A 22,945-nucleotide genomic window follows, 5' to 3' on the forward strand; every position below is an offset into this window, starting at 1 on the left:
CAGAGGCTGGCCGGTTAGAAGTGGTCGGCCTTGCGCCGTCCCTCATAAAAGACAGGCATCGAATTAGGTTCGGCGTTTCGAAGAACGCCCCGCTCTTGCGCCAAACACAACGAGCGTTGCGAATTGCCGACTCGCCCTGCGGACAGGGGTCGATAGGCTGCCGGCATGACCGACAAGACACGCGCGCAACCCGTCCGCCAGAATGAAGGGTTACAGATACACCGCTCGGGCACGCTCGATATACTGACGCTCAACCGTCCCGACAGGCTCAACGCCATCGATCCGCGCATGGCCGATGCGCTGACCTCCTATTTCAGGCAAAAGCGCGACGACGATGATTGCCGCGTGATTGTGCTGCGCGGAGCCGGACGCGCTTTCTGCGCGGGCGTGGATCTGAAGGCAACGAAGGACGCGCCCCCCGACCTTCAATTCGGCAATGCCGGCGTCCGGACCGAACTTGCGATCCAGCGCGCCAATCGCGAATTCATCGTAGAAATGCGCCGCTGTCCTCAGCCGGTCATCGCGCTGCTCCACGGCGCGGTGTGCGGTGCGGGCTTCGCCCTTGCGCTCGCTGCCGACATCCGGATCGCGACCCGCGACGCGCGCATGAACTGCGCCTTCGTTAATGTCGGCCTCGGGGGCTGCGATATCGGCGTCAGTTATCTGCTGCCGCGCCTAGCCGGCGCGTCGATCGCTTCCGAACTGATCCTGACGGGTGACTTCATCGATGCGGAGCGGGCCCATTCGCTGGGCCTCGTGTCGCGGCTGGTCGACGACGCAAGCGCGCTGGAAGACGAAGGGCGCACGATGGCCGACCGGTTGCTCAAGGTTGCACCGACCGCGCTTCGTCTGTCGAAGGAAGCGCTCCGCCATGCGATCGACGCCCCGTCGATCGAGTCCGCCATCGCGATGGAGGATCGCAACCAGGTTCTCTGCGCCCGGACCGAGGATTTTCACGAGGCGATGGCTGCCTTCTTCGAGCGGCGACCCGCCGAATGGCGCGACGCATGATCCGCCCCCGCCGCGCGAGCGATCCGCGTGTCGCGCTCGGCCTTCTTCTCACGGTCTATTGCTTCAACTTCATCGATCGCACGATCATTTCCGTCCTCCAGGAGCCCCTGAAACAGGAGCTGGGGCTGAGCGATACCCAGCTCGGGCTCGTATCCGGCACGGCCTTCGCACTCTTTTACTCGGTACTCGGCGTGCCGATCGCCCGCCTCGCCGAACGCGTCGACCGGCCACGCATCATCGCGGCGGCGCTGGCGATCTGGTCGCTGATGACGATGGTGTGCGGCCTCGCGACGAGCTTCATCCAGCTGTTCCTGTACCGCGTCGGAGTCGGCATCGGCGAAGCCGGCGGCACGCCGCCCGCGCACGCGCTGCTTTCCGATCTCTTTCCGCCCGAGCGGCGCGCGACCGCCATCTCGATCTATTCACTCGGCGTTCCCCTCGGAATATTGTTCGGCGCCGTTGCCGGGGGTGCGCTCGGCGAAGCGCTGGGCTGGCGCGCGACATTCATGCTCGTGGGTGCGCCCGGCCTGATCCTCGCGCTTGTCGTGCTGCTCGTAATCAGGGATCCGCGCACGGCGGGCGCGACGCGGACCGCACCCGCCGCGCCGCCTTCGCTCGGCCGAACGCTGGCGCATCTGGCGGCGCGCCGCGCTTTCGTCCATCTGACGATCGGCATCACCGTCGCCTCGACCGCCGGATACGGCATTCTCGCTTTCACCGCTCCCTTCTTCATGCGGCAGTTCGAGATGGGACTCGCCGCCGCCGGATATACGACCGGTCTGATCTCGGGCCTGGCGGCCGGGGTAGGAACACTTCTCGGCGGCCTCGCCGTCGACCGGGCGATGCGGCGCGATACGCGCTTCGGCGCATGGATTCCGGCGACGGGGCTCGCGCTGGCGGCGCCGCTCTCGATCGTCGCCTATTTGCAGGAGGAACAGACGGTGGCGATAGCATTGCTGCTGGCTTCCGGAATCGCCCAGTTTCTCTATCTCGGCCCGACATATGCCCTTGTTCAATCGCTCGCAAAACCGACGATGCGCGCCACCGCCAGCGCGCTCGTGCTGTTGACCGTCAACCTCGTCGGGCTCGGCATGGGACCCCCGCTCACCGGCTGGCTCAGCGACCATTTCGCGGCGGCGGCCGATAACGCGGATAACGCGGCCTATGGGCTGCGTATCGCACTGGTCCTGACCGCGTCGCTCTTCGTCTGGGGGGCGCTGCACTACCGGCTCGCGGCGCGCTATCTCGCGGCCGATCTGGAACGGGCGGGCTGACCGTTGCCGGTTGCGCAACGCGCGTTGGGAAGTTCGCGATACCTGGTCGTCCGGCAATCCGCCTACCGATTATCGCGATGAGCCAAAGAACGGAAAAGAAGACGGATTCGTTGCCGCAACCGCTGGGCGGGACGATGACCGCGCTGCTCGAAAATGGCGTCCCGGGACTATGCGGGCCGGTGTCGATCAGCCCGCTGGCGGGCGGAAGGTCGAACCCCACGTTCCTGCTCGATGCCGCGAACGGCCGCTATGTGCTGCGCAGCCGTCCGGTGGGAGTCACGTTCCCCTGGGCGCACAGGATCGACCGCGAAGTGCGGATACTGACCGCGCTTGAGGGATCGGATATTCCGGTGCCGCCGGTTCTGCTGCATGTCGACGATCCTTCGCATTTCGGTGCCCCCTTCTATCTGATGCCATTGATCGACGGCGCCGCCGAGGAGGATCCAGCGCTGCCGGCACTTTCGCCCGGGCAGCGCGCATCCGCCTATGAGCAGGCTATCGACATATTGGCACGCCTGCACCGGCTCTCGCCCGGCGCGATTGGCCTTGCCGGGTTCGGATCGTCGGGAGACTATAATCACCGCCAGCTAATGCGATGGTCGGAGCAGGTCGCCGCCGACGGAATAGTCCCGCCAGCGCTGCTCGAACTCGGCAGCCTGCTTTCGCGGATCCTGCCTTCGCAGTCGCGAACGAGCATCGTCCACGGCGACTATCGCTTCGGTAACCTGCTGCTCGCGGACGGCCGGGTAACCGCCGTGCTGGACTGGGAGCTTTCGACACTCGGTGACCCCTTCGCCGACCTCGCCTATTTCCTGCTCGCTTTCGAATTGCCGCACGATAATCCGATTCTGCCGGGTCTAGCGGGACGTTCGCGATCCGGTTCCGGTATTCCCGCGCCAACCGCGCTTGTAGAGCGCTATTGCCGCGCCACGGGCTTCGCGCTGCCCGCCGCCTGGCAAGCCTATCGCGCATTCGCGCTCTATCGCACCGCTGCGATCGCGCACGGCGTGCTGCACCGCAATGCGACCGGTGCCATCGCTCCCGCCATGCTCCGCCAACTCGACGTCATCGCCGAAGCCGGACTCGCCTGCCTCGGCCTCGCCCCGCCCGCAAAAGGATAATGCCTGTGAATTTTGAGTATTCCGACCGCTGCAAGGCGCTTATCGAGCATCTCCAGTCGTTCATGGAGCGCCATGTCTACCCGGCCGAGCGCACCATTTACGATCAGGTCTTTGCACAGCCGGACGATTTTCGCCAATGGCAGCCATTGGAAATCCTCGAAGATCTGAAGGAGAAAGCCCGTGCGGCCGGGCTTTGGAATCTCTTCCTCCCCGAAAGCGAATTCGGCGCGAACCTCGGCAATCTGGACTATGCGCCGCTCGCCGAGATCATGGGCCGATCCTATTGGGCCCCCGAGATATTCAACTGCGACGCACCGAACACCGGCAACATGGAAGTTCTTGTCCGCTACGGCACGGCTGAACAGCAGAAGCAATGGCTGCAGCCGCTGCTCGACGGGACGATCCGGTCGGCCTTCGCGATGACCGAACCCGCCGTCGCCTCATCGGACGCAACCAATATCGGCACGCGTATTCGCCGCGACGGAGACGAATATGTGATTACCGGGCGCAAATGGTGGACCTCGGGCGCCGGCGACCCGCGGTGCAAGATAATGATCGTGATGGGGCAGAATGACCCCGAGAATCCGAACCGCCACGCCCGCCAGTCGATGATCCTCGTGCCGACCGATACACCCGGGGTCCATATCCGGCGCTACCTGCCGATCTTCGGGGTAAGCGACGCCCCGCACGGCCATATGGAAACGATCTTCGACAATGTTCGCGTCCCCGCCGAAAACATGCTGCTCGGCGAAGGCCGCGGGTTCGAAATCGCGCAGGGCCGGCTGGGCCCGGGGCGCATCCATCATTGCATGCGGTTGATCGGGGTCGCCGACCGCGCGCTGGAACGCGCATGCCGCCGCTTGTCGGAGCGCACGACATTCGGCACCCTTATCGCCGACCAGTCGCTCTGGCGCTTCCGCATCGCCGAGGCGCGCTGTCGCATCGAACAGGCGCGACTGATGACGCTGAAGGCGGCGTGGATGATGGACGTCGCGGGCAACAAGGCGGCGAAAGCGGAAATCGCGATGATCAAGATCATCGTCCCGCGCATGGCAGCGGAGATCGTCGACATGGCAATCCAGGCCTTCGGCGGCGGCGGCTTCGCCGATATCCCGCTGACGATGGCTTATGTCTATGCGCGCACGACGCAGGTTGCCGACGGCCCCGACGAGGTCCATTCGAACCAGCTGGCAAGATTCGAGCTTGCCCGCCACGCCGCCGCCGATCCCGCAGCGACCGCCGGCGAAGGCGAGGTGATGGTGGCGCAAGGCCGCGATTATGAACGGCTCGAAAATTGGGCGTTCGGCTGGTGACGCGCCGCCTTCACGGCGCCACCGCCCTCGTGTAGACGGCAGGGAGGGAGGCTTGAGCAGAACCATCCGACGACAGGCACCTCCACTCGAGGCGATCGAAGCCTTCATCCTCGCGACGCGCTCGTCAAGCTTCCGCGACGCGGCTGACCGGCTTGCGCTCAGTCCATCAGCCTTTTCGCGTCGGATTCAGGCGCTCGAAGCCTTTGTCGGCGTGGCGCTGTTTGTGCGCGACAAGGGTTCGGTCACGCTGTCGAAGACCGGCGAACGCTATTTGCGGACGGTCGAGCCCGCGATCGATTCGATCCGCCGCGCGACCGTCGACCTGCAGGCGGAGCGCGGCGGCATGGCGCTCCGCATCGTCGTCCCGCAATCCTTCGCGATCGGCTGGCTCATCCCCAACCTGCCCGATTTCCAGCGCGCGCATCCGGAGGTCAATGTCGAACTGCGCATCGGGCGCGACATCGACGATCTCAGACGGGGGCACGCCGATGCCGCGATCTATGTCGGGCCCGGCGACATCGGATCGATGCCCGCAATCCGCATCGCCCCAATCAACGGCATATTGGTTTCGGCCCCGGAGCTGGCTTCCGGACGGTCGCCGCCGACCCGCCTCGCCGAGCTGCCCGATGTCGACAGGCTCGCCGTTTACCGTCCCGAAGGCCTTTGGGAGCGATGGCTGCGCAATATGAAGTATGACGGCGCGCCGCTGTCGCCGCCGACCTATTTCGAGGCGCAGTTCCTGATGTTCGAAGCGGCGGCGGCCGGACTCGGCGTCGCGATCGTTGCGCCGATCCTCGCGCACCGGCTGCTCGACCAGGGCCGACTCGTTCGGATCGGCGGCTATCAGGCGCCGCTGGGCATCGACTATTATCTGGTCTTCGCCGACGAAGCGGTGCAACGCCGCCCCGACGCCATCAAGTTCCGGAACTGGATCAAGAGCGGACTCGATCGCTTTGTCTGAGCGCCGTCAAACGTTGTTCAGCCGCAGTCCGGGCCGCGGCCACCGTGTGGAAACCACCCGGCCGGTGCCCGAAAGGGTAATATAGGCGGTCCGCATGTCGGGACCGCCGAAGCAGATGTTGGTGGTGAAGACGTCCGGCGTCGGCACGAACTCAACGAATTCCCCGGCGGGCGAGACAACCGAAATGCCCGGCTCGCCGATCGTGGCGACACAAATATTGCCATCTGCCTCGACCGCAAGACTGTCGAAATAGCGAAAGCCCGCGGGACGATGGAGGAAGCGCCCGCCATGACCGAAGAGATTGGGGTACGGCACAATCTCTCCGGGCCCCGATATGTCGAAGGCCCAGAGCTGGCAGGTATAGGTTTCGGCGACATAGAGCGTGCAGCCATCGGGCGAGAGGCCGATTCCGTTCGGGTTTTCGAGCGGAAAGATTACCTCACGGATGAAACTGCCGTCGGCGGCGGCATAGAACACGCCCACCCGATCGCGCTCGCGGTGTCCCGATTTGCCATGATCGGTGAACCAGAAGCCACCATGGCGGTCGAAAACCAGGTCGTTCGGCCCGCGCAGCGGCACGCCCCCCGCCGCGGTGTAAAGCGTCCGGACCTCGCCCGTTTCGGGATCGACGCGCTGGATCGACCCGCCAGCATAATCCGGTGCCGGTCCGACCGGGATGTTGATCGCATAAAGCTCCACGTCGCCGAACGCGAACCCGCCATTGTTGCAGATATAGATGGCGCCGTCGGGCCCGACCGCGGCCCCATTGGGACCGCCCGGCAGCGCGGCGACGATCCGCCGGTCGCCGTCAGGAGCGATGCGCGTCAGGCATTGGCCGCGGATTTCGACTACAAGCAGGCTTCCGTCGGGGAGCACGACAGGCCCTTCGGGGAAGGCGAGACCGTTGGCGACGCATTGAAAGTCATCCATGTCAGTTGTCCTTTTTTGTCGCTGCGTCGCGAAGATCCTTGCGCGACAGCTTGCCCGCCGCCGTGCGCGGGAGCGCTTCGTGGATCTCCAGCCGGGCGGGCAGTTCATGCCGGCCGAGCTTGTCGGCGAGAAACTCGCGCAGTTCGCCAATGTCCAGCGTCTGGCCGGTTCGCAGCGAGACCGCGGCGACCGCCACCTCGCCGCGATAGGCATCGCGCTCACCGTACACCAGCGCCTCGGCCACCGCGGGGTGCTCGTAGATCGCCTCCTCGACGACACGCGGATACACGTTGAAACCCGACGCGATGATCAGATCCTTGCGGCGATCGACGAGATGGACCTGTCCCCCGGCGTCGATAAACCCCATGTCACCCGTCAGCAGGCGCCCCGCTGCGAAGGCCTCTGCGCTTTCTTCGGGGCGGTTCCAATAGCCGGTGATCACATTGGGGCCACAAATCGCTATCTCCCCGACCTCCCCGATCCCCATCGGTTTCCGGTCGGCGTCGAGCGTCAAAATCTCGATCGACGCGCCCGGCAGCGGATGACCGATCGCGCCCGCCTCGCCCGCCGCGCCCTGCCGTCCGAGCGTTCCTGCGCCGCAGGTTTCGGTCATCCCCCAGCCGACGACCGGCGGTTGTCCGACGAGCTCGGCCATGCGCGCGGCAACCTCGCCGGGCAGCGGAGCGCCGCCCGAGACGCAATAGCTGATCGACGCAAGGTCGCCCGCGGCGATGCCCGGTAATTCGAGCAACGCGACGAACATGGTCGGAACCCCGAAAAAGAAGCTCGCTCCGCCATGACGAATGTCGTCGAGCGTCTGCGCCGCGTCGAAGCGGTCGCGCAGCAGGATCGTTTCACCGTTCGCGATCGCGCGCAACAGGACGCCGGCAAGGGCATAGATGTGAAAGAGCGGTAGAACGCCGAGATGACGCTCCTCGCCGCGGCGCCAATTCGAGGTCGCGGCGATCGCCGCATCGAACATCGCGACGGCACTCACGAGATTTCCGTGGGTGATCAGGGCGCCCTTCGGCACGCCCGTCGTCCCTCCAGTATATTGGATAAGCGCAAGGTCGCCGGGCGCGACAACCGCGGCCGGACAGGCGGCCGCCTCCGCGACCATCGCATCGATCGACAGGAACGCTTTCCCGGCAGGTGCAAGCGGATTGCCGCCAGTCCAGTAAGCATCGCTTCCGAGCAGAAGGAGATCGATGAGACCGTCATCAAGCAGCGTCGCCGCCTGGCTGCGAAACGGCTCCTCGTCGAGCGTCGCCAGGATTCTGGCCCCCGTATCGGCCAGCTTGAACCGCAACTCGCGCGCCGCATCGAGCGGGGTCAGGTTGACCACCACCGCGCCGAGGCGCATCGCCGCGAAGAACAGCACAGGATAGTGGGGCGTGTTACGGAAATAGAGCGCGATGACATCGCCCTTCGCGACCCCGCGCGCCGCCAATCCCGCCGCGACGCTGGCGGCCGCCGAGGCGATTTCCCCGAAGCGAATGGCACGGCCGCAAAACTCGATCAGCGCCCGCTCCGCAAAACGATCGCACGCGCCGGAAAACATCGCGCCTACGCTCTGGGCGCCTTCGCAAGCCACAGCGTCCATCAGCTTCATTGCAGTTCCTCCTCACTCTGCCAAACCGGCGACAGGCCCCTCCTATATCGCCGCTCCGCGACTTGACCGTTGCCGAGGCTGCAACGGGATTTGCGTGTCGCGCGCCGCGCCCGCATTGCGATCGGCGCAACGCGGGTCGCGAACCCGTCAATGGCCGCGCCTGCCATTCTCCCCCATCCTTGCGACAGGGCGGATCTCGACGAATCCGCCGCCAAGGGAGACGGATATGAAAAACAGGCTTCTCGCCGGCGCCAGCCTGCTTTTGATGGCCGCACCGGTGCCGGTGCTGGCCCAGAACCCGACCGCGACAACCGAACCCGCAACGCAGGCCGACGATCAACTGAGCGAGATCGTCGTTACGGCGCAAAAGCGTGACCAGAATCTTCAGGATGTCGGCGTCTCGATCGCTGCCTTTACGGGCGATCAGCTAAAGGATCTGGGCGTGACGTCCGCCCAGCAGATTTCGGAATCGGTCTCGGGCGTCCAAGTCTACAGCTATCTCGGCCGCCAGCCGACCTTCGTCATCCGCGGTGTCGGGGTTCAGGATTTTGCGCCGAATGTCGCACCCGCCGCCGCCGTCTATCTCGACGAAGTCTATCTCGGCTCCAACATCCTCACCGGCTTTCAGATTTTCGACACCGACCGCGTCGAGATTTTAAAGGGGCCGCAAGGCACCTTGTTCGGCCGGAATACCACCGGCGGCGCGGTAAGCTATTCTACCCGGCGGCCGACCGATGCCGCGGAGGGCTATGCGGAACTCTCCTATGGGAACTACCGGACGATCACGCTCGACGCGGCGGTCGGCGGCCCCCTGTCGTCCACGCTCAAGGCCCGGATCGCCGGCCGCTACGCCAATCAGGCGAGCGGCTATTATATCAACGACTGGACACCCGCCGACACGGCGTTGCCGCTCAGCCCGCTGTTCTTCAACCCGAAACGCAGGCCGGGCGAGCAGGAAAGCTGGGCGCTCCGCGGGCTGCTCGAATTTGACGACGGCGACGGCGTCGACCTGCTGCTCAATGTCCATGGCGGCGAAACAACCGGCGACGTTCTGCCGCTGACCTCGATTGGCTTCTCTTCGATCCCGGGGGCTGCCCAGCCTTGCGCGGCGACGCCGCTCACCGGCATCCGCGATCCGCGATTCTGCGGCGATGCCTTCGGCTATACCGATCTCGACGGCGATCCCTATCGTGTCCGGGTCGATTTTGTTGGGCGCAACCGCGAGCATAATTACGGCGGTTCGCTGCGCGGCGAGTTCGACCTGGGTGGCGCGATGCTGACCTCGATCACCTCCTATGACGAGGCAGGCAAGCGGGCATTCACCGATACCGACGGCGCGCCGCATCACGAGCTCAACCAGCTCCGCGACACGCAGCTCGAGCAATATTCTCAGGAGTTACGACTGGCTTCCGATGATAGCGGACGAGTCTATTGGATCGCTGGCCTTTATGGCGCGCGCGAAAAGATCGACCTGCGCTTCTTCGGCACGCTGTCGCCGCTGCTCGGCCTCACCAATTTCACCGACCCGGCGCTTGCCAGGCGCGTCGCCGACCAGCTCGAACTCAACTTCGCGCAGGACACATGGAGCGCAGCTGCTTACGCTCACGCCGAATGGAAGGCGACCGACCAGCTCACCCTGATCAGCGGCGTGCGCTACTCCTATGAAAGCAAGGATTTCCGGAGCCGGTCGGAGTGGATTTACAATGACGGGCTGACGCCGGTGCGCGCGCGGGTCAATTTCGGCTCAACCTCCGCCGATGCCGCGGTGGTCGATGACGAAGCTGTCTACAAGAGTTTTTCGGGCAAGATCGGAGTCAATTACAAGCCCTCGGACGCGGTGCTGATCTATGGCAGCGTCAGCCGCGGCTTCAAGAGCGGCGGCTTCGACGGCGACTTCGCCTTCACGCGCCAGCAGCTTCAGCCTTTCGAGGAGGAGACGCTGACGGCTTACGAGGCTGGGATCAAGTCGACCTTGCTCGACCGCCGCCTGTTCCTGAACGGGTCCTTCTATCACTATGATTTCCGCAAACCGCAGGTCCGCGTCGCGCAGGTCGACACCGTTACCGGACTGCCGTTTAACCAGCTACGAAATCTCGCAAAGGCCCGCGTCAACGGACTGGAAATCGACGCCACATTCCGTCCCGTCCGCGGTTTTGACCTGCGCGGAGGCCTCGCATGGATCGACACGCGGATCGACGATCCGGCGCAGCCGGTCTTCGACGGCAACGACCTGCCGCTGGCGTCCAAATTTTCGGCGAACCTCCTTGCCCGCTATCAGTTCGGCGTCGGCGACGGGTGGGATATGGCGATCCAGGTCGACGGCAAATATAATGGCGCCTTCTTCCTCAATGCCGAGAATACGCCCTATCTGAAGGAGCGGTCCTACACGCTGGTCAATGCGCGCATCAGCCTGACGAGCGAACGCGGGTGGGACATCGCGCTCTGGGCACGCAACATCACGAAGGAGAGCTTCGCCGTGCAGAGTTTCGCCCTCTTTGGCGCCTACTCCGTCGCCTATAACGCGCCGCGTACCTATGGCGCGACGCTTCGGCTCGACTGGTGAGCGCCCCCACCGACCCGCCTGCGGGGTTCGCGCGGCACTTTCGCCGCAGCCCCGTGACCGACGCGTGGGAGCCGCTATATTCAAAACGCGACGCCCGTCGCTTTGTAATCGGCTTGCGTGTCGCTGAGGCACATTGCAATGCGCGCGCTATGCTGCACGGCGGTGTGCTGTCGACGCTTTGCGACAATGCCATGGGCATCGCCTGCGCACTCGCGGTCGGCGAAGGGACCAGTCTGGTCACCATCCATCTGTCGGTCGATTTCCTCGGCGCGGCGCGTGCGGGGCAATGGGTCGAGATTGCGGCCGAGTCGACGCAACCGGGCCGGACCATCGCCTTCGCATCGGCCGAAGTAACCGCGGACGGGGCGCTTGCGGGCCGCGCCACCGCCCTGTTCAGGGTGATCACCCGGGACGCGGCATCATCCAGCTAAGAAAAAAGGGAGCCGCCGTTGTGGCGCTCCCCCATTTTCAAACCGGCTTCCCGACTGGGCGAGCCGGCCCCTTCCCTTTGCGGCTATCGTATCTTCGTCCGCAATGTCAGGCCATAGGTGCGCGGTTCGCCCTGCGCTCCAACCAGCGTTGCGCCCTGGAAGGTCGCGGGAATCATCGATCCGATGTAGCGCTGGTCGGCAAGGTTGCGCGCCCATAGCTCGAACGTCCAGCGCTCGTCCGCCGCCCCCAAACCCAAACGGGCGTTGAACAAGGCATAGCCCTTCTGCCCCGACGTCGGCCGGAGCAGGCGTTCGGTCAGCACATCGGACTGATAACGTCCGTCGACCTGCGCGAACGCCCGCAGTTTGCCCGCCGCAACCAGATCATCCCACCCGATCGAGCCGGTGACGACCCATTTCGGCGCGTTGGCGAGTTGCTGCCCGGCGATCGCGACGACATTGGCGGGAGGGCCCGGCGGGATCGCGCCATAGCGTGAGCTCGCATAGGTCACGCCCGCCGCCAGTTGCCAGGCCGGCGCCGGCCGCACGCTGGCTTCGAGTTCGAAACCCTTGGCGGTAACGCGCGGGATGTTGGTCGTGATCAGCGCGGCCCCCGTATTGTAGCTGAGCTGATAGTCGGTGAAGCGGGTGTAGAAGAGCGCGCCGTTGACCGTGACCGCGCCGCCCGGCGAGCGGAGTTTCAACCCGGCTTCGTAGTTCGTGGCAAGTTCCGGATCGAAGGCGAGGTCGTCGGCGTCCGGCGCCTTGACCGTGATCGGACGAAAGCCGGCGCGGTCGAGCACGAAGCCGCCCGCCTTGTAGCCGCGGCTGTACGTCGCATAGCCATGGAGCGCGTCGCTGAAATCATAGCTGATCGTCGCGATCCCGGACCATTCCTTCTCGACCTTTCGCGCTGTGTATGATCCGTCGTAGCGCGCGTCGAACAGTTGCAGGCACTGGATGCCCGAGATCGGCGTTGCGCCGGGGGCCGACAGGCCCGCGGCGATCAGCGCCTGGCAGCCGGGATTCAGCGTGTCGACGATATCGACGTCGACGCGTTTGGTCTCGCGCGTGAAGCGAAGGCCGCCAATCAGATCGAGCCGGTCGGTGACGTGCCAGACATTGTGCGTGAATACCGAAATGCTGCGCGACGTCTGGCGGAAATCGTCACGCCCCACGCCCGATCCCTCGGGATAGCTCGCCCCGACCGGCAGACCGGTGTAGAAGGAAATCGGATTAGCCAGCCCTGTCGTCCGCCCGAAGAGCCGGTCGAGGAAGGGTTCGAGGTCGCGGCCGACACGATAGCCATAGCGGCCGAAAGCCTTTTCATGACTGTAGAAGCCGCCGACCATCCAGTCGACCGGCCCCGCTGTCCCGTCGAGGCGAAGTTCCTGCGTGAACGTGTCGAATGCCTGCGCCGCGGCCTTGAAAGGGATGTAGACGAGGTCGGCCTCGGCATAGTCGACCTCGCGCGCCTGATCGTTACGCCAGCGCCGATAGCCGGTGATCGCGGTCAGCTTCGCACCGCCGAGCTCCCAGTTGAGTTCGCCCGACAGGCCCCATTGATCGGTTTCTTCGAGCGAAGCGCGATCTTCTGTCGTCGTTATGGTCAGGTCCCTGCGGCCGATATGGCTGTCGAAACCCATCGCCGCGAAAATGCCGACATAGAGAGGGTCGTTAACGGTGGGCGAATAGGTATCGGGACCCGTCTCGCGCCGATGTCCATAGTCGGCGATGAGCCGGATATCGAGGTCGTCCGCGGGCGTGAGCAGAAGCTGGCCACGCAGCGTCACGCGATTGCGGTTGCGATAGCGCTGGCCGCTGTCGAAATCGCGCAGGAAGCCGTCACGGCGCTGCCAGGCGGCATCGATCCGGAAAGCCGCGGTGTCGGCGATCAGCGTCCCGCCCCCTCCGGCATTCAGCCGGACCATGTCGTAATTGCCATAGGATGCGGCCGCATCAAAGCTCGGCTCGAATTTCGGCGCGAAGGTGATGACGTTGATGAGGCCCGCCGACGTATTTTTTCCGAACAGCGTCCCCTGCGGACCGCGCAGCACCTCGATCCGCTCGATGCCCGGGATGTCGGTCAGGCTGAGATTGGAACGGCTGCGATAGACGCCGTCGACGAAGGTGGCGACCGAGGATTCGAGTCCGGGGTTGATCGCCTCGCTGCCGACGCCGCGAAGACGGATAACGACACCGGCAGAATCGGATGTGGTGCTGGTCAGGTTCAGGCTGGGGGCGAGCGTCATCAGTTCGCGCGTATCGTTGATTCCCGACTTCTGGAGCTGTTCGGACGAAAAGGCCGAAACCGCGATCGGTACGTCCTGCAGATTCTGCGACCTCTTGGTCGCGTTGACGACGATGTCGCCCGATCCGTCGACATTCCCCTCTCCCTGCGCCCATGCCGACGGAGCGAACGCAAGCGTGACGAGCGACAGCCCGCAGCGAAAATTCATTCTCATAAACCCTCCCGATTTTCTTTTGTGGTCAAAAGGATGCAACGACCGCCCTGGTGGGATCGCCATTGCCGAAGCGAATCCGCGCCCAGACGTCGCGAATGGCCTCCGCGCCGCGCACCGCGTCGATCGCGAGCCATTCGCGTGACGCGTCGATGAAATCGCGGGTCGCGCTGGCGAGCGCGGCATCGAAGCCGGCCGGCCCCAGTTCGGCCGCCACGGCGATGATCGCGTCGGGCGCGAAGAAAAAATGCTCGTCGGGGCGGGGCACGGCGGGTTCATCGCGCCCGTGCGTCAGGCCGACGCGGCAGAGATGGACCGGCGGCGACCGCTCGCGCAGGCTGGCGAGCACGGCATCATTCCCGGAAAAATCGATGATCGCGGCCCCCGTGATCGCGGGCAGCGCGCCGTAGGTCGCCACGTCGTCGAAGAAACCAAGATCCGCAACCGCCGCGCGATGGCGTTCGGACGTGAGGCCGATGACCCGCAACCCCGGTCTGTTTCGGCGCAACAGCCAGCCGAGCCCCAGCGCCGTCTTGCTCGACGCGCTGGTGACGATCACCGTGTCGCTCCCCCAAGCTCCGGTCCGCCCGATCAGCCGGTCGAGCAAGAAGGAGGTGATGAACAGCGGACGGATGACCGCCTGCCGTTCTTCGGTACCGGGCGCATGGATCGGGTCGGCATCAACCCGGAAATAGCTGTTATAGGCTGGCGGCAGCGGGCGCCGAGACGGCGCGTTCTCGACGATCAGCCGGGTGTTGACCCGCCCCGGCTCCAGTACCGCCGACGACGCCATCGGCCACAGGCCGTACAGGCGCTCGCCAACCTCGACCGCGGCATGGCGGCTCTCGACGACGGTCGAAAAGCCCCAGGCCGGCACCATGCCCCACGGGTCCGGCCTGGGGAAGAGCGACCAATAGCCCAATCGGTCGCCGAGGAGCGCATAGGTCAGATTATTGGCGCTGAGACTGAAACAATCGATCGCGAGCCGCACAGCCCTGTCTTGCAGCACCGCGGCAGGAGCATCGCGAACCATGACGAGGTCACCGGGAAGCGGCCCGCTGCGATCGACAACGAGGTTGACGGCTTCGGCACTGTGCAATGTCTTTCCCCTGCCCGTTGCCCGTCGTCGCACGACATGGCTTGGCGGGCAGGTTCGCCGCAGACGGGCTGGCAATCAAACGGCCAGAATCGAACGACAATTGCACCGGATGCAATGACCGGCCCGTCGTTCTCCGGCCGGTGTCAGGCGAAGCCGGGTCGACCCGCCTCGATCGATCGCCGCTCAAGCGAGACGCATTGCGCCGCCGGATCGGTGAGCGACGATACGGCGCGCAGATCGACATCGAGCCGCTGCGGAACAAGGTCGAGCAGCGCATATCCGGCATGCGCATTGTCATGGAAGCGGACGTGCGAATTCCTCGCCGCCGCACCATCGAACAGCGCGGCCGGACCACTTCGCGAGGCGAGACAACTTGTCACCACCTCGCTCGCCACGACCTTCGATTGTGGATCGTCGAAGTCGGCGAGGATATTGTTCAGCCAGAAGGAATGGACGTCGCCGCCCAGCACCACGGCGTTGCGAACCGCCGGACGCGACAGGCTCGCAAGCGCGCGCATCCGGGCCGCCTCGTAGCCGTCCCACATGTCGGACCAGCGGGCGTCGGGTCCCTGCGGCAGCGCAAGGCGCGCGAAAAGCGTCTGCTGAGCGATCAGACTCCACCCGGCCGTCTCGCGCATCAGTCCGGCGTCGAGCCAAGCCTCCTGCTGCGCGCCCAGCACCGTCGCAGCGGCGTCATCGACGGCGGCGCAATCCCGCACGACCTGTCCGCCGCGCTTTGTATCCGAACAGGGCTGGATACTGCGATGCTGCCGGGTATCGAGCATATGGACCGTCGCAAGCCGGCCCCAGCGGAACCGACGATAGAGCTGGAGTCCGCCGTTACTGAGCAGGGCCGACGGACGCAGCGGCATATGTTCGAAATAGGCCTGCCAAGCCGCAGCCCGGCGGCGCAGAAAGGCGGTGCGTTCGGCGGTCACACCGCCATGCTCGCCGACATAATCATTTTCGACCTCATGATCGTCGAAGGCGACGATGAAGGGCATCGCGGCGTGCGCTGCGGCGAGATCCGCATCGGTGCGATAGAGAGCGTGGCGAGCGCGATAATCGCCCAGCGTCTGCGGATCGGGCACACCGAACGAACGAACGTCGGGACCGCTTCCGAAGGATTTCTCATAGATATAATCGCCAACCTGCAGCACCGCTTCGACGCCTTGCTCGATCATGTCGCGATAGGCGCTGAACCAGCCATGTTCCCAATGCTGGCACGAAGTGAGCGCAAGGCGAAGCTGCTGCGGATCAGCCGCCATCGTCGCGGTCCGGCCGATGCGGCTGACAGCATCGCCGAGATGGAAGCGATAGAAGAAAGGTCGACCCGGCGGCAACCCCCGCACCTCCAGATGCGCCGCGCCGCCGCGCGCCGCCGGCGCATCGACCCGGCCCGAACGGACGATGCTACGAAAGCCCTCGTCGCTGGCGATTTCATAGCCGAGGCGGGTATCGCCGATTAGCCCCAACGCCCGCGTCCACAGAACGAAACCGTCGGTCGCCGGCTCGCCCGACGCGACGCCAAGGGCAAAGGGGTCGGCAGACAGGTGCGGAACATGATCCGCCGGCGCCGCGCGTGCTGCCGCGAGGAACCGGGTTGCGGCGAGCGATGCCGCCCCGGCGAGAAGCTGGCGCCGCCCGAACATCAGAAGCGCGCCGTCAGCCGGGCATACCAGGTGCGCCCGTTGAGTCCGATCGGCGTTTCCTCGCCGGTCGGAAAGCTCCCGCCGGTCGCGGCGATCGCCAGCACCTGATCGTCGATCGTGTCGGGCCGTGCGTCGAACAGATTCTGGACCCCCAGGCCCACGCGCACGCCATCGAATATCTTGTAGCCCATCGACACATCGACTGTCTCCTTGCCGCCGAAGGTCTGCACTGCGGTCAGCGGCTGCGAGGTGTAGGTACCAAAGGCGGCTACATTGACCCCGACGTCGAAAGCACCGTGCGTCAGACTGCCCTGAAAGGTGAATTTCGACTTCGGCTGCGCCTCGGTCACGAACAGGATCGACTTCATGTTGAGCAGCGGCAGCGCGGGCAGGACCGGGTTGGGCCGCAGCGTGTCGAGCCGGCTCTTGAACCAGCCATAGCCCGCGGTCAGCGACAGTTGCGTGTCGGGGGCCAAGTCCCCCTGCCACCGTGCTGTCAGCTCGACGCCGCGCGTCGTGGTGTCGATCGCGTTGGTGAAGAAGCGGACCTGCTGGAAATTGGTGATACCCGCCGCGGTCAGAATATTCACAACCGCCGCGCCGCCGAGCTGTTCACTGAGCGCGATACGGTCCTTGATCCGGATCCGGAAATAATCAGCGGTAAAGGAAAAACCGTCGATCGGACCGACGACAAGGCCTGCAGTGAAATTGCGCGACCGTTCGGGCTTCAGGTCGCTCGCGCCAAGCGCGCGCGCGACGGGGTCCCCGACCGGCAGCGTCCCGACGGTGACGAGCCGCCCGGCACTGAGCGCGCCCTGCACCGCGCTGAAATACTGCTGCTGCAGCGATGGCGCCTTGAAACCCGTTCCATAAGTCGCGCGGATCGCCGCGCCTTCCATCAGTTCGAGGCGGGAGGTTGCGCGCCAGGTCGTCTTGCCGCCGAAATCGCCATAATCATCGTAGCGGATCGCGCCGCCGAGCAGCAACTGTTCCACCGGCCGCAGTTCGAGATCGAGGAAAGCGGCCCAGGCGTTGCGGCTCTCGTTCGTCGGGTTACGGGGGTTGAACCCCGCAAAACCATCGGCGCCGGTACCGAAATAGGCATTGGGATCGCCGCTTCTGATCTTGTATGATTCATGCCGATACTGTCCCCCTGCCGCGATATTCCCGCCTGCGAGCACGCCGTCGAGCGGCAGCGAGAGCGTGAAGTCGGTGACATATTGGCGATAGGTCACCCCGCCCGAATTAAAGCGGGTCGGGCTGGCGAGGCCCAGCGAGACGTTGGCAGTATCGAAGACGCTGAAATCGGCCTCGTTCGAACCGAAGCTCTGACTGAGATCGGCCTTCAGAGCGCCGATGTCGCCGCGAACACCGACGGTGCCCCCGACGTCCCATATCCGCGGTTCGATGATGGGGAGGAAGCCGTCCGGATAGATCGGTGAAAAGCCCGGGACCCGGAAGCCCGCGCCATTGTTCGAAATCTTGCGCGTCAATGTCCCGAAACCATAGATTTCGGCCGCGTTGCCAAGGGGCAGCGCGGTATCCAATGCGAGGCTCGCAACCGACGCCTTGGGGTCGCCGATGCGATAGGTGACACGGTTGAACCGCTGATCGACGAAGGCACGATTGGTGGGACGTTGCGCACGCGCCGATACGCTGACAGTGAGATGCCCGCCGTCGCCGAGCGCGAGGCCGGCGCTCGCGCTCGCAAGGCCCGTTTCGCCATCTCCTTCCTCGGTGACGCTGCCGAACAACTCGGCGCTCGCGCCGCTGGCGTTGGACTTGAGGATGATATTGACGACCCCGGCGATCGCATCGGACCCATATTGCGCAGCAGCGCCATCGCGCAGGATCTCGATCCGCTCAATCGCGCTTTCGGGGATGGTGTCGAGGTCAACTGCCGCCGACCCGCGTCCGATGCTGTTATTGACGTTCAGAACCGCGTTGGCATGGCGCCGCTTGCCGTTGACGAGCACCAGCGTCTGGTCGGGCGACAGGCCGCGCAACGTGACCGGCTTCGTATTGGCCGCGGTAGCGGTCGTTGCCGCGCGCGCAAAATTGACCGATGGCTGCAGAAAGTTCAACGCACGGCCCAGATCGGGGAAGCCCGTGTCGGCGATCGTGTCACCGCTGACAACATCGACCGGCGCCGACGATTCGAGCGCCGCACGGCCCGACGCGCGCGTTCCGGTAACGATGATCTCGTTGTCGGGGTCCGGACGCGTTTCGGTCTGCGCCTGCGCCGTGCCGCTCGCCAGAATCGCCACCCCCACCGCTGACATCGCATATCTCATCAAAGCTGCCCTCCTGAATTTCGGGCCCAATCTATGAGCGCAGCGGAGCGCAGCGTTATTGCTCAAGCGGAGAGCGGCGTTGCGAGATGCGCAACGCGGCGGCACTTAAACTGTCACGGTGGACGAGTAGCGTTGAGAGTTTCCAGCGCCAGTTTTGAGCCGTTTGGAACAGTGTTTGACGGGCTGTGGTCCTGCTGCCCTCAGGGTAGTAGGGCAAGAAGCCAACGTTCGTGTCGACAAATAATAATGAGGTGATGGCCGATTTCGGACTGACAAGTTTTAGTTCGAAATCGGCGAAAGCTGACGTCGCGATTGCAGCGGCGGTGCGGATCGTGTGAATAAACAGGAACAATGTCTGCTACGCTCGTCATCAAGGAGATTCGGCGCTTTCTCGAGAGCGAGAAGGCCGAGGTGCTCTGCATCAAAGGCCGCTGGGGCGTCGGGAAGACCTATGCCTGGCTTCAGATTCTCGGCGAGACGCAAACCGGCGGCAAACTCCACGCCAAGAAATATTCCTATGTCTCACTCTTCGGACTGAACTCGCTCGACGAGGTCCGGCACGCGATTTTCGAAGGCCGGGTTTCACCGGATAAGGCGATAAGCGGTCCGGATAGCGAAAGCCTCGCCGACCTGTTCGAAGCGGGGAAATCCCTTGTCCGCAAATCGCGAGGCTGGCTCGGCGCCGCGCTCGGCCCCGTCGGTTTTGGCGAGATCGGCAACATGCTCGCGCGTTCGGCCTTTTTTCTCGTGCGCGATCAACTCATCTGCATTGACGATCTCGAACGTGCCGGCGCCGGATTGTCTCCGCGCGACCTGCTGGGACTGATCTCCTTCCTAAAGGAACAGCGCAATTGCCAGATCGTGCTGCTCCTCAACGATGGGGCAATGGGAGATTTGGATCTCGATCAGTTCCAGCGCCTGCTCGAAAAGGTGGTCGACACCGCCGTCATATTCGCGCCCTCGCCGGCCGAGGCCGCGGCAATTGCGATCCCGGGCGATGGCGCGATCAGCGACGAACTCCGCCGGGGCGTGATTACGCTCGGAATCACCAATATCCGGGTGATCAAGAAGATCGAGCGGATCGCGTTGCAACTCGTCGACCTGCTTCCCGGCGCGCCCGAGCGCATAATCTCGCAGGGCATCGTCGCCTGTCTCCTCGGCGGCTGGTCCGTCTATGAGCCGGGCCAGGCACCATCGCTGGAGTTTCTGCTGGGTTATAATTCGCTCCATGCTGCCATGATGGAGCGCGAGAACGGCCCCGACGAGGCGTTCATACGCTGGCGCGACCAACTCTCGAACCTGCCCTACAATGCGAGCGACGATTTCGATGTGGCCATCTTCGATGCCGCCGCGGCGGGCTATTTCGATGCCGAGCGGCTGCGGACGGAAGCGGCGAAGCTACACGAGGAGTTGCAGCGCAACAGCCGCATCAACCCTCTGTCGAAGGCATGGGAACGCTATAGGGAGTCGCTCGTCGAGGATGACGCTTTCGTTATCGACGCCATCGAAAAGGCGGCGCACGAAAGTCTCGCGATTACAGACTCGATCAACATCAATGGCACGATCGCCTTCCTCCGCGAGCAGGGACGCGGACAGCAGGCCGACGCGATTGCCAAGGCCTATGTCGATGCGCAGCCCGAGAATCCCGATTTCTTCAACATTCTCAATCATCATTTCCCGGCCGACCAACCCGCCGATCCGGCGCTCGCCGCGGCGCTCGCGCAGCGGCTCGCGACGTTCCGGGACGAACGCGATCCGAAGGCCGTCATTCTTGACATCGCGCACGGCCGCGCCTGGCAGGATGATGATCTCGCCCTGCTCGCCGGCATTGACGTGGATGCCTATCAGGCGATGTTCGAGGGAACCGAAGGATCCGACCTCTCTCTCCTTGTCCGAACGGCGCTTCAGATGGCGCGTGGCCACGAACATGACCGTCCTGAGATCCGGGCCACGGTAGAACAGGCGCTCGGCCGTATCGCCGCCAAGTCTCCGCTCCGGGCGAGGCGGCTGCGCCAATGGGGGTTCGCGCCGCCAGCGGAAAATTGAGGCAATCCCGACCTTCGTTCAGGCCTGGTTCCATTTGAGCATGGTAAGCCATGACTGGCAGCGAAGCGATTCCGCTTGACAAACGTAATCCTATACATTACAAGCATACAAATGACGTCACCCACCGCCTTTCCCGACTCTGCAACAGAGGACGCCGCCTTGGCGAAGGCGAAGGAAATCGCGGCGTCGCGGCCCAGAGGCGATTCCTCTCGCGAGCCGGTGGCGCACGACCCATCGCATACGGCGGGGTTCGCCAAAGACGTCGCGCGACAATCCGAACCGGCGGAAAGCGCCAAGACAGCGCGCAGCATTCTTCGCGAGATGCTGGGACGGCGCGAGCCGTTGACAGAATCGCAGATGGCGGCGGCGGAAGCTGCCAACTTCGGGTCGCGTCTCCTCATGCCGATGTTCAAGGACCCGCTGGAACGGGCGCGCTCCAGCGCATTCGCCTATACCAAAGCGACCGAACGGATTCACCATATCTGCGATGGTCATAACAGGATGCTGGGGACGTCCGAGGCGCTTCGCCATGTTTGCGACGGACAGCACTCGGCATCGTCGGCGCTGCTTGAGAGGGCGCGCGAGGTTGCCGAAGCCTGCTCGGCTGCAACAAGCATCAAGGGAATGACCCTTTGGTCGACGTCGCTGCAAGCGCCGCCAGAAATGGTCTCATTGTTGGCGCGGTGCAATGCGTCGAACCCGCGTTTACCACTACTGCGTCAAGCCGAGACCCACGGTGTCAGCGGATATCGCTACCTTTGCAAACCGCCGCTTCCAAGCGACGAGACCGCCGCACCGGTCGGTTCGGATGTAGACAATTCCTCCCCCGCAAGTGACGGCAGCAAACCGGCGGAGCTACGCAAGTCGGTTTTTGCCGAACGCGAACAATCCTGGAATGACTTTCGCGAGACCGCGCTGAACGCGGTCGATCCGGCGGCGATCGGCGTGCAGGCGAGGATGGGCGCCCCGCGGGTTTGGTCCATCTATTATCTGAGCAACTTCCTCAATCGCCAGGTCGCCGTCAATCAGACGACCCGCTCGGCGCTGCGCAAGCCGGCGCCGCCGCTTAAGTCGTTCGGCATGATCCAGCGGATGGGTCTAGATCTCCGCCTGACCGAGCGGCTGTTTGACAATGTCCTCGCGCGCATCAGCAAGATGGGCGATCGCTCGGCCGAAACGATCGAAGCATTCGTTCGCGACATTTTCGAACAGGTCGCGCTCGTCATTGGACAGCATCGTCTTGTACGCGCCGTTGCCCGACCGGACGGGCGAAACACATTCGAACGTATCCGAATCTTCGACATCCATACCGGCGTCTCGCCACCTCTAGCCCTGGATCGCCAAGCGCTTTGCCGCGCATCGATCAATCAGGTCCCTGGAGTGAATGAATATGGATATCCCCGACCCGCGCCTTGCGCGCATCTTTACCACCGCCGCGTGTCCCGAACTGCCTTTGCCGGTCGTCCGGAACGCGCACCGCCTTATGCGCCTGCTGACGGCCGCCGCCAGTTGGTCCGACATCGGCGTCTTCACCAAGGTCGCCCTTTTGAAGGACGGCCGGTTCGCCGCGCCGGTTCATGGCCGGTGGGCGATCAGTTTCGAATGGGACGACGAGCTTGACCGCATCGTCAACCCCAGCCTCGAGCGTTTCTAGACCAGGAGTTTTCATGTCGAGCGAAGCCGAAGTTGAGTCCGTCGGCACTGTCTTGCGCAAGCACATTCTCGAAATGGGCGGCGTCAAGCAGGATGAACTCGCTTCGGCGCTCGGCGTTTCGCGCCTGAGCGTCAATGAACTCCTCAATGACAAGCGCGCCGTCACCGCGCCGATGGCGCTCCGCTTGGGTCATGTACTTGGGACGACGCCCGACCTCTGGCTGAACCTGCAGCGCGACGTCGATCTTGCTGCGGCGCGCAAGCGCTTCGGTGCTGAGATCGCAGCACTTGCCATTCTCCGGCAGCCACAAACACAAGAGCAAGTCATCGCGCCCTTCGAGGAGTTGTTTGCGGAAGCCGACGAAACGTAGGCCAAGCGACTCCTCTCGATCAGCATTCCAATTTGGTGCTCAAACAAAACGCTGCACTCTTCACTCTGCAGCCTGCCGCCCTAAGGTACGCCCATGGCCGATTTTGGACTGGCGGGTGGCAGCGGTCGCGTAAAGCGGACGGCTGCGCTCGT

At 64.3% G+C, this 22,945-nt stretch carries 17 protein-coding genes; 10 read left to right on the plus strand and 7 right to left on the minus strand.

Features of this window, described 5'->3' with window-relative positions; genetic code table 11:
* Positions 1-165: 165 nt before the first annotated feature.
* The 5 genes from JHC57_RS00490 (at position 166) to JHC57_RS00510 (ending at position 5,680) form a co-directional block, all read left to right on the plus strand.
* Positions 166-1,011, plus strand: a complete 846-nt coding sequence (locus tag JHC57_RS00490) for an enoyl-CoA hydratase/isomerase family protein (RefSeq protein WP_215353392.1) — start codon at positions 166-168, stop codon at positions 1,009-1,011.
* Positions 1,008-2,285, plus strand: coding sequence for an MFS transporter (locus JHC57_RS00495; RefSeq protein WP_215353393.1), 1,278 nt, complete (start codon positions 1,008-1,010; stop codon positions 2,283-2,285). Before JHC57_RS00490 ends, JHC57_RS00495 begins: the two co-directional genes overlap by 4 nt.
* A 77-nt stretch (positions 2,286-2,362) precedes the next feature.
* Positions 2,363-3,406: a phosphotransferase family protein gene (locus JHC57_RS00500; protein ID WP_215353394.1), complete on the plus strand. Its 1,044-nt coding sequence runs from the start codon at positions 2,363-2,365 to the stop codon at positions 3,404-3,406.
* Positions 3,406-4,719 (plus strand): acyl-CoA dehydrogenase family protein, encoded by a 1,314-nt coding sequence (locus JHC57_RS00505; RefSeq protein WP_246553343.1) that lies wholly within the window; start codon positions 3,406-3,408, stop codon positions 4,717-4,719. Before JHC57_RS00500 ends, JHC57_RS00505 begins: the two co-directional genes overlap by 1 nt.
* A gap of 52 nt (positions 4,720-4,771) precedes the next feature.
* Positions 4,772-5,680, plus strand: coding sequence for a LysR substrate-binding domain-containing protein (locus JHC57_RS00510; RefSeq protein ID WP_215353396.1), 909 nt, complete (start codon positions 4,772-4,774; stop codon positions 5,678-5,680).
* 6 nt (positions 5,681-5,686) lie between these two features.
* Here the strand turns inward: JHC57_RS00510 and JHC57_RS00515 are convergent, their stop codons facing one another.
* Both JHC57_RS00515 and JHC57_RS00520 read right to left on the minus strand, forming a co-directional pair.
* Positions 5,687-6,610: an SMP-30/gluconolactonase/LRE family protein gene (locus JHC57_RS00515; protein WP_215353397.1), complete on the minus strand. Its 924-nt coding sequence runs from the start codon at positions 6,608-6,610 to the stop codon at positions 5,687-5,689.
* A gap of 1 nt (position 6,611) precedes the next feature.
* Complete coding sequence (locus tag JHC57_RS00520; protein ID WP_215353398.1) at positions 6,612-8,222, minus strand: AMP-binding protein; 1,611 nt, start codon at positions 8,220-8,222, stop codon at positions 6,612-6,614.
* A 226-nt stretch (positions 8,223-8,448) separates the two neighbouring features.
* On the opposite strand from JHC57_RS00520, the gene JHC57_RS00525 reads away from it, so the two are divergent.
* Positions 8,449-10,785: a TonB-dependent receptor gene (locus JHC57_RS00525; RefSeq protein WP_215353399.1), complete on the plus strand. Its 2,337-nt coding sequence runs from the start codon at positions 8,449-8,451 to the stop codon at positions 10,783-10,785.
* A 53-nt stretch (positions 10,786-10,838) separates the two neighbouring features.
* The gene (locus JHC57_RS00530; RefSeq protein WP_215353400.1) at positions 10,839-11,216 is read left to right on the plus strand and encodes a PaaI family thioesterase; all 378 of its coding nucleotides are present in this window, start codon (positions 10,839-10,841) and stop codon (positions 11,214-11,216) included.
* A gap of 83 nt (positions 11,217-11,299) precedes the next feature.
* On the opposite strand, the gene JHC57_RS00535 is transcribed toward JHC57_RS00530, so the two are convergent.
* The 5 genes from JHC57_RS00535 to JHC57_RS00555 all read right to left on the minus strand — a co-directional run bounded on the left by JHC57_RS00535 (position 11,300) and on the right by JHC57_RS00555 (position 19,075).
* Positions 11,300-13,681, minus strand: coding sequence for a TonB-dependent receptor (locus tag JHC57_RS00535; protein WP_215353401.1), 2,382 nt, complete (start codon positions 13,679-13,681; stop codon positions 11,300-11,302).
* Positions 13,682-13,706: 25 nt separating this feature from the next.
* On the minus strand, positions 13,707-14,777 hold the full coding sequence (locus JHC57_RS00540; protein ID WP_215353402.1) for a DUF2855 family protein: 1,071 nt from the start codon (positions 14,775-14,777) through the stop codon (positions 13,707-13,709).
* 143 nt (positions 14,778-14,920) lie between these two features.
* Positions 14,921-16,429, minus strand: coding sequence for an alkaline phosphatase D family protein (locus tag JHC57_RS00545; protein ID WP_215353403.1), 1,509 nt, complete (start codon positions 16,427-16,429; stop codon positions 14,921-14,923).
* The gene (locus tag JHC57_RS00550; protein WP_294027776.1) at positions 16,429-18,723 is read right to left on the minus strand and encodes a TonB-dependent receptor; all 2,295 of its coding nucleotides are present in this window, start codon (positions 18,721-18,723) and stop codon (positions 16,429-16,431) included. The genes JHC57_RS00545 and JHC57_RS00550 overlap by 1 nt, the downstream gene beginning before the upstream one ends.
* A 55-nt stretch (positions 18,724-18,778) precedes the next feature.
* Positions 18,779-19,075, minus strand: coding sequence for a hypothetical protein (locus JHC57_RS00555; RefSeq protein WP_215353405.1), 297 nt, complete (start codon positions 19,073-19,075; stop codon positions 18,779-18,781).
* On the opposite strand from JHC57_RS00555, the gene JHC57_RS00560 reads away from it, so the two are divergent.
* From JHC57_RS00560 to JHC57_RS00570, 3 genes are all read left to right on the plus strand, one after another.
* Positions 19,075-20,769, plus strand: a complete 1,695-nt coding sequence (locus JHC57_RS00560; protein ID WP_215353406.1) for a hypothetical protein — start codon at positions 19,075-19,077, stop codon at positions 20,767-20,769. The two genes, JHC57_RS00555 and JHC57_RS00560, sit on opposite strands and share 1 nt — an antisense overlap.
* A 111-nt stretch (positions 20,770-20,880) precedes the next feature.
* The gene (locus tag JHC57_RS00565) at positions 20,881-22,389 is read left to right on the plus strand and encodes a hypothetical protein (RefSeq protein ID WP_215353407.1); all 1,509 of its coding nucleotides are present in this window, start codon (positions 20,881-20,883) and stop codon (positions 22,387-22,389) included.
* Positions 22,390-22,436: 47 nt separating this feature from the next.
* Complete coding sequence (locus JHC57_RS00570) at positions 22,437-22,793, plus strand: HigA family addiction module antitoxin (RefSeq protein ID WP_215353408.1); 357 nt, start codon at positions 22,437-22,439, stop codon at positions 22,791-22,793.
* Positions 22,794-22,945 lie beyond the last annotated feature (152 nt).

It is taken from the genome of Sphingopyxis sp. (genome assembly GCF_016463645.1).
Taxonomy (GTDB): domain Bacteria; phylum Pseudomonadota; class Alphaproteobacteria; order Sphingomonadales; family Sphingomonadaceae; genus Sphingopyxis.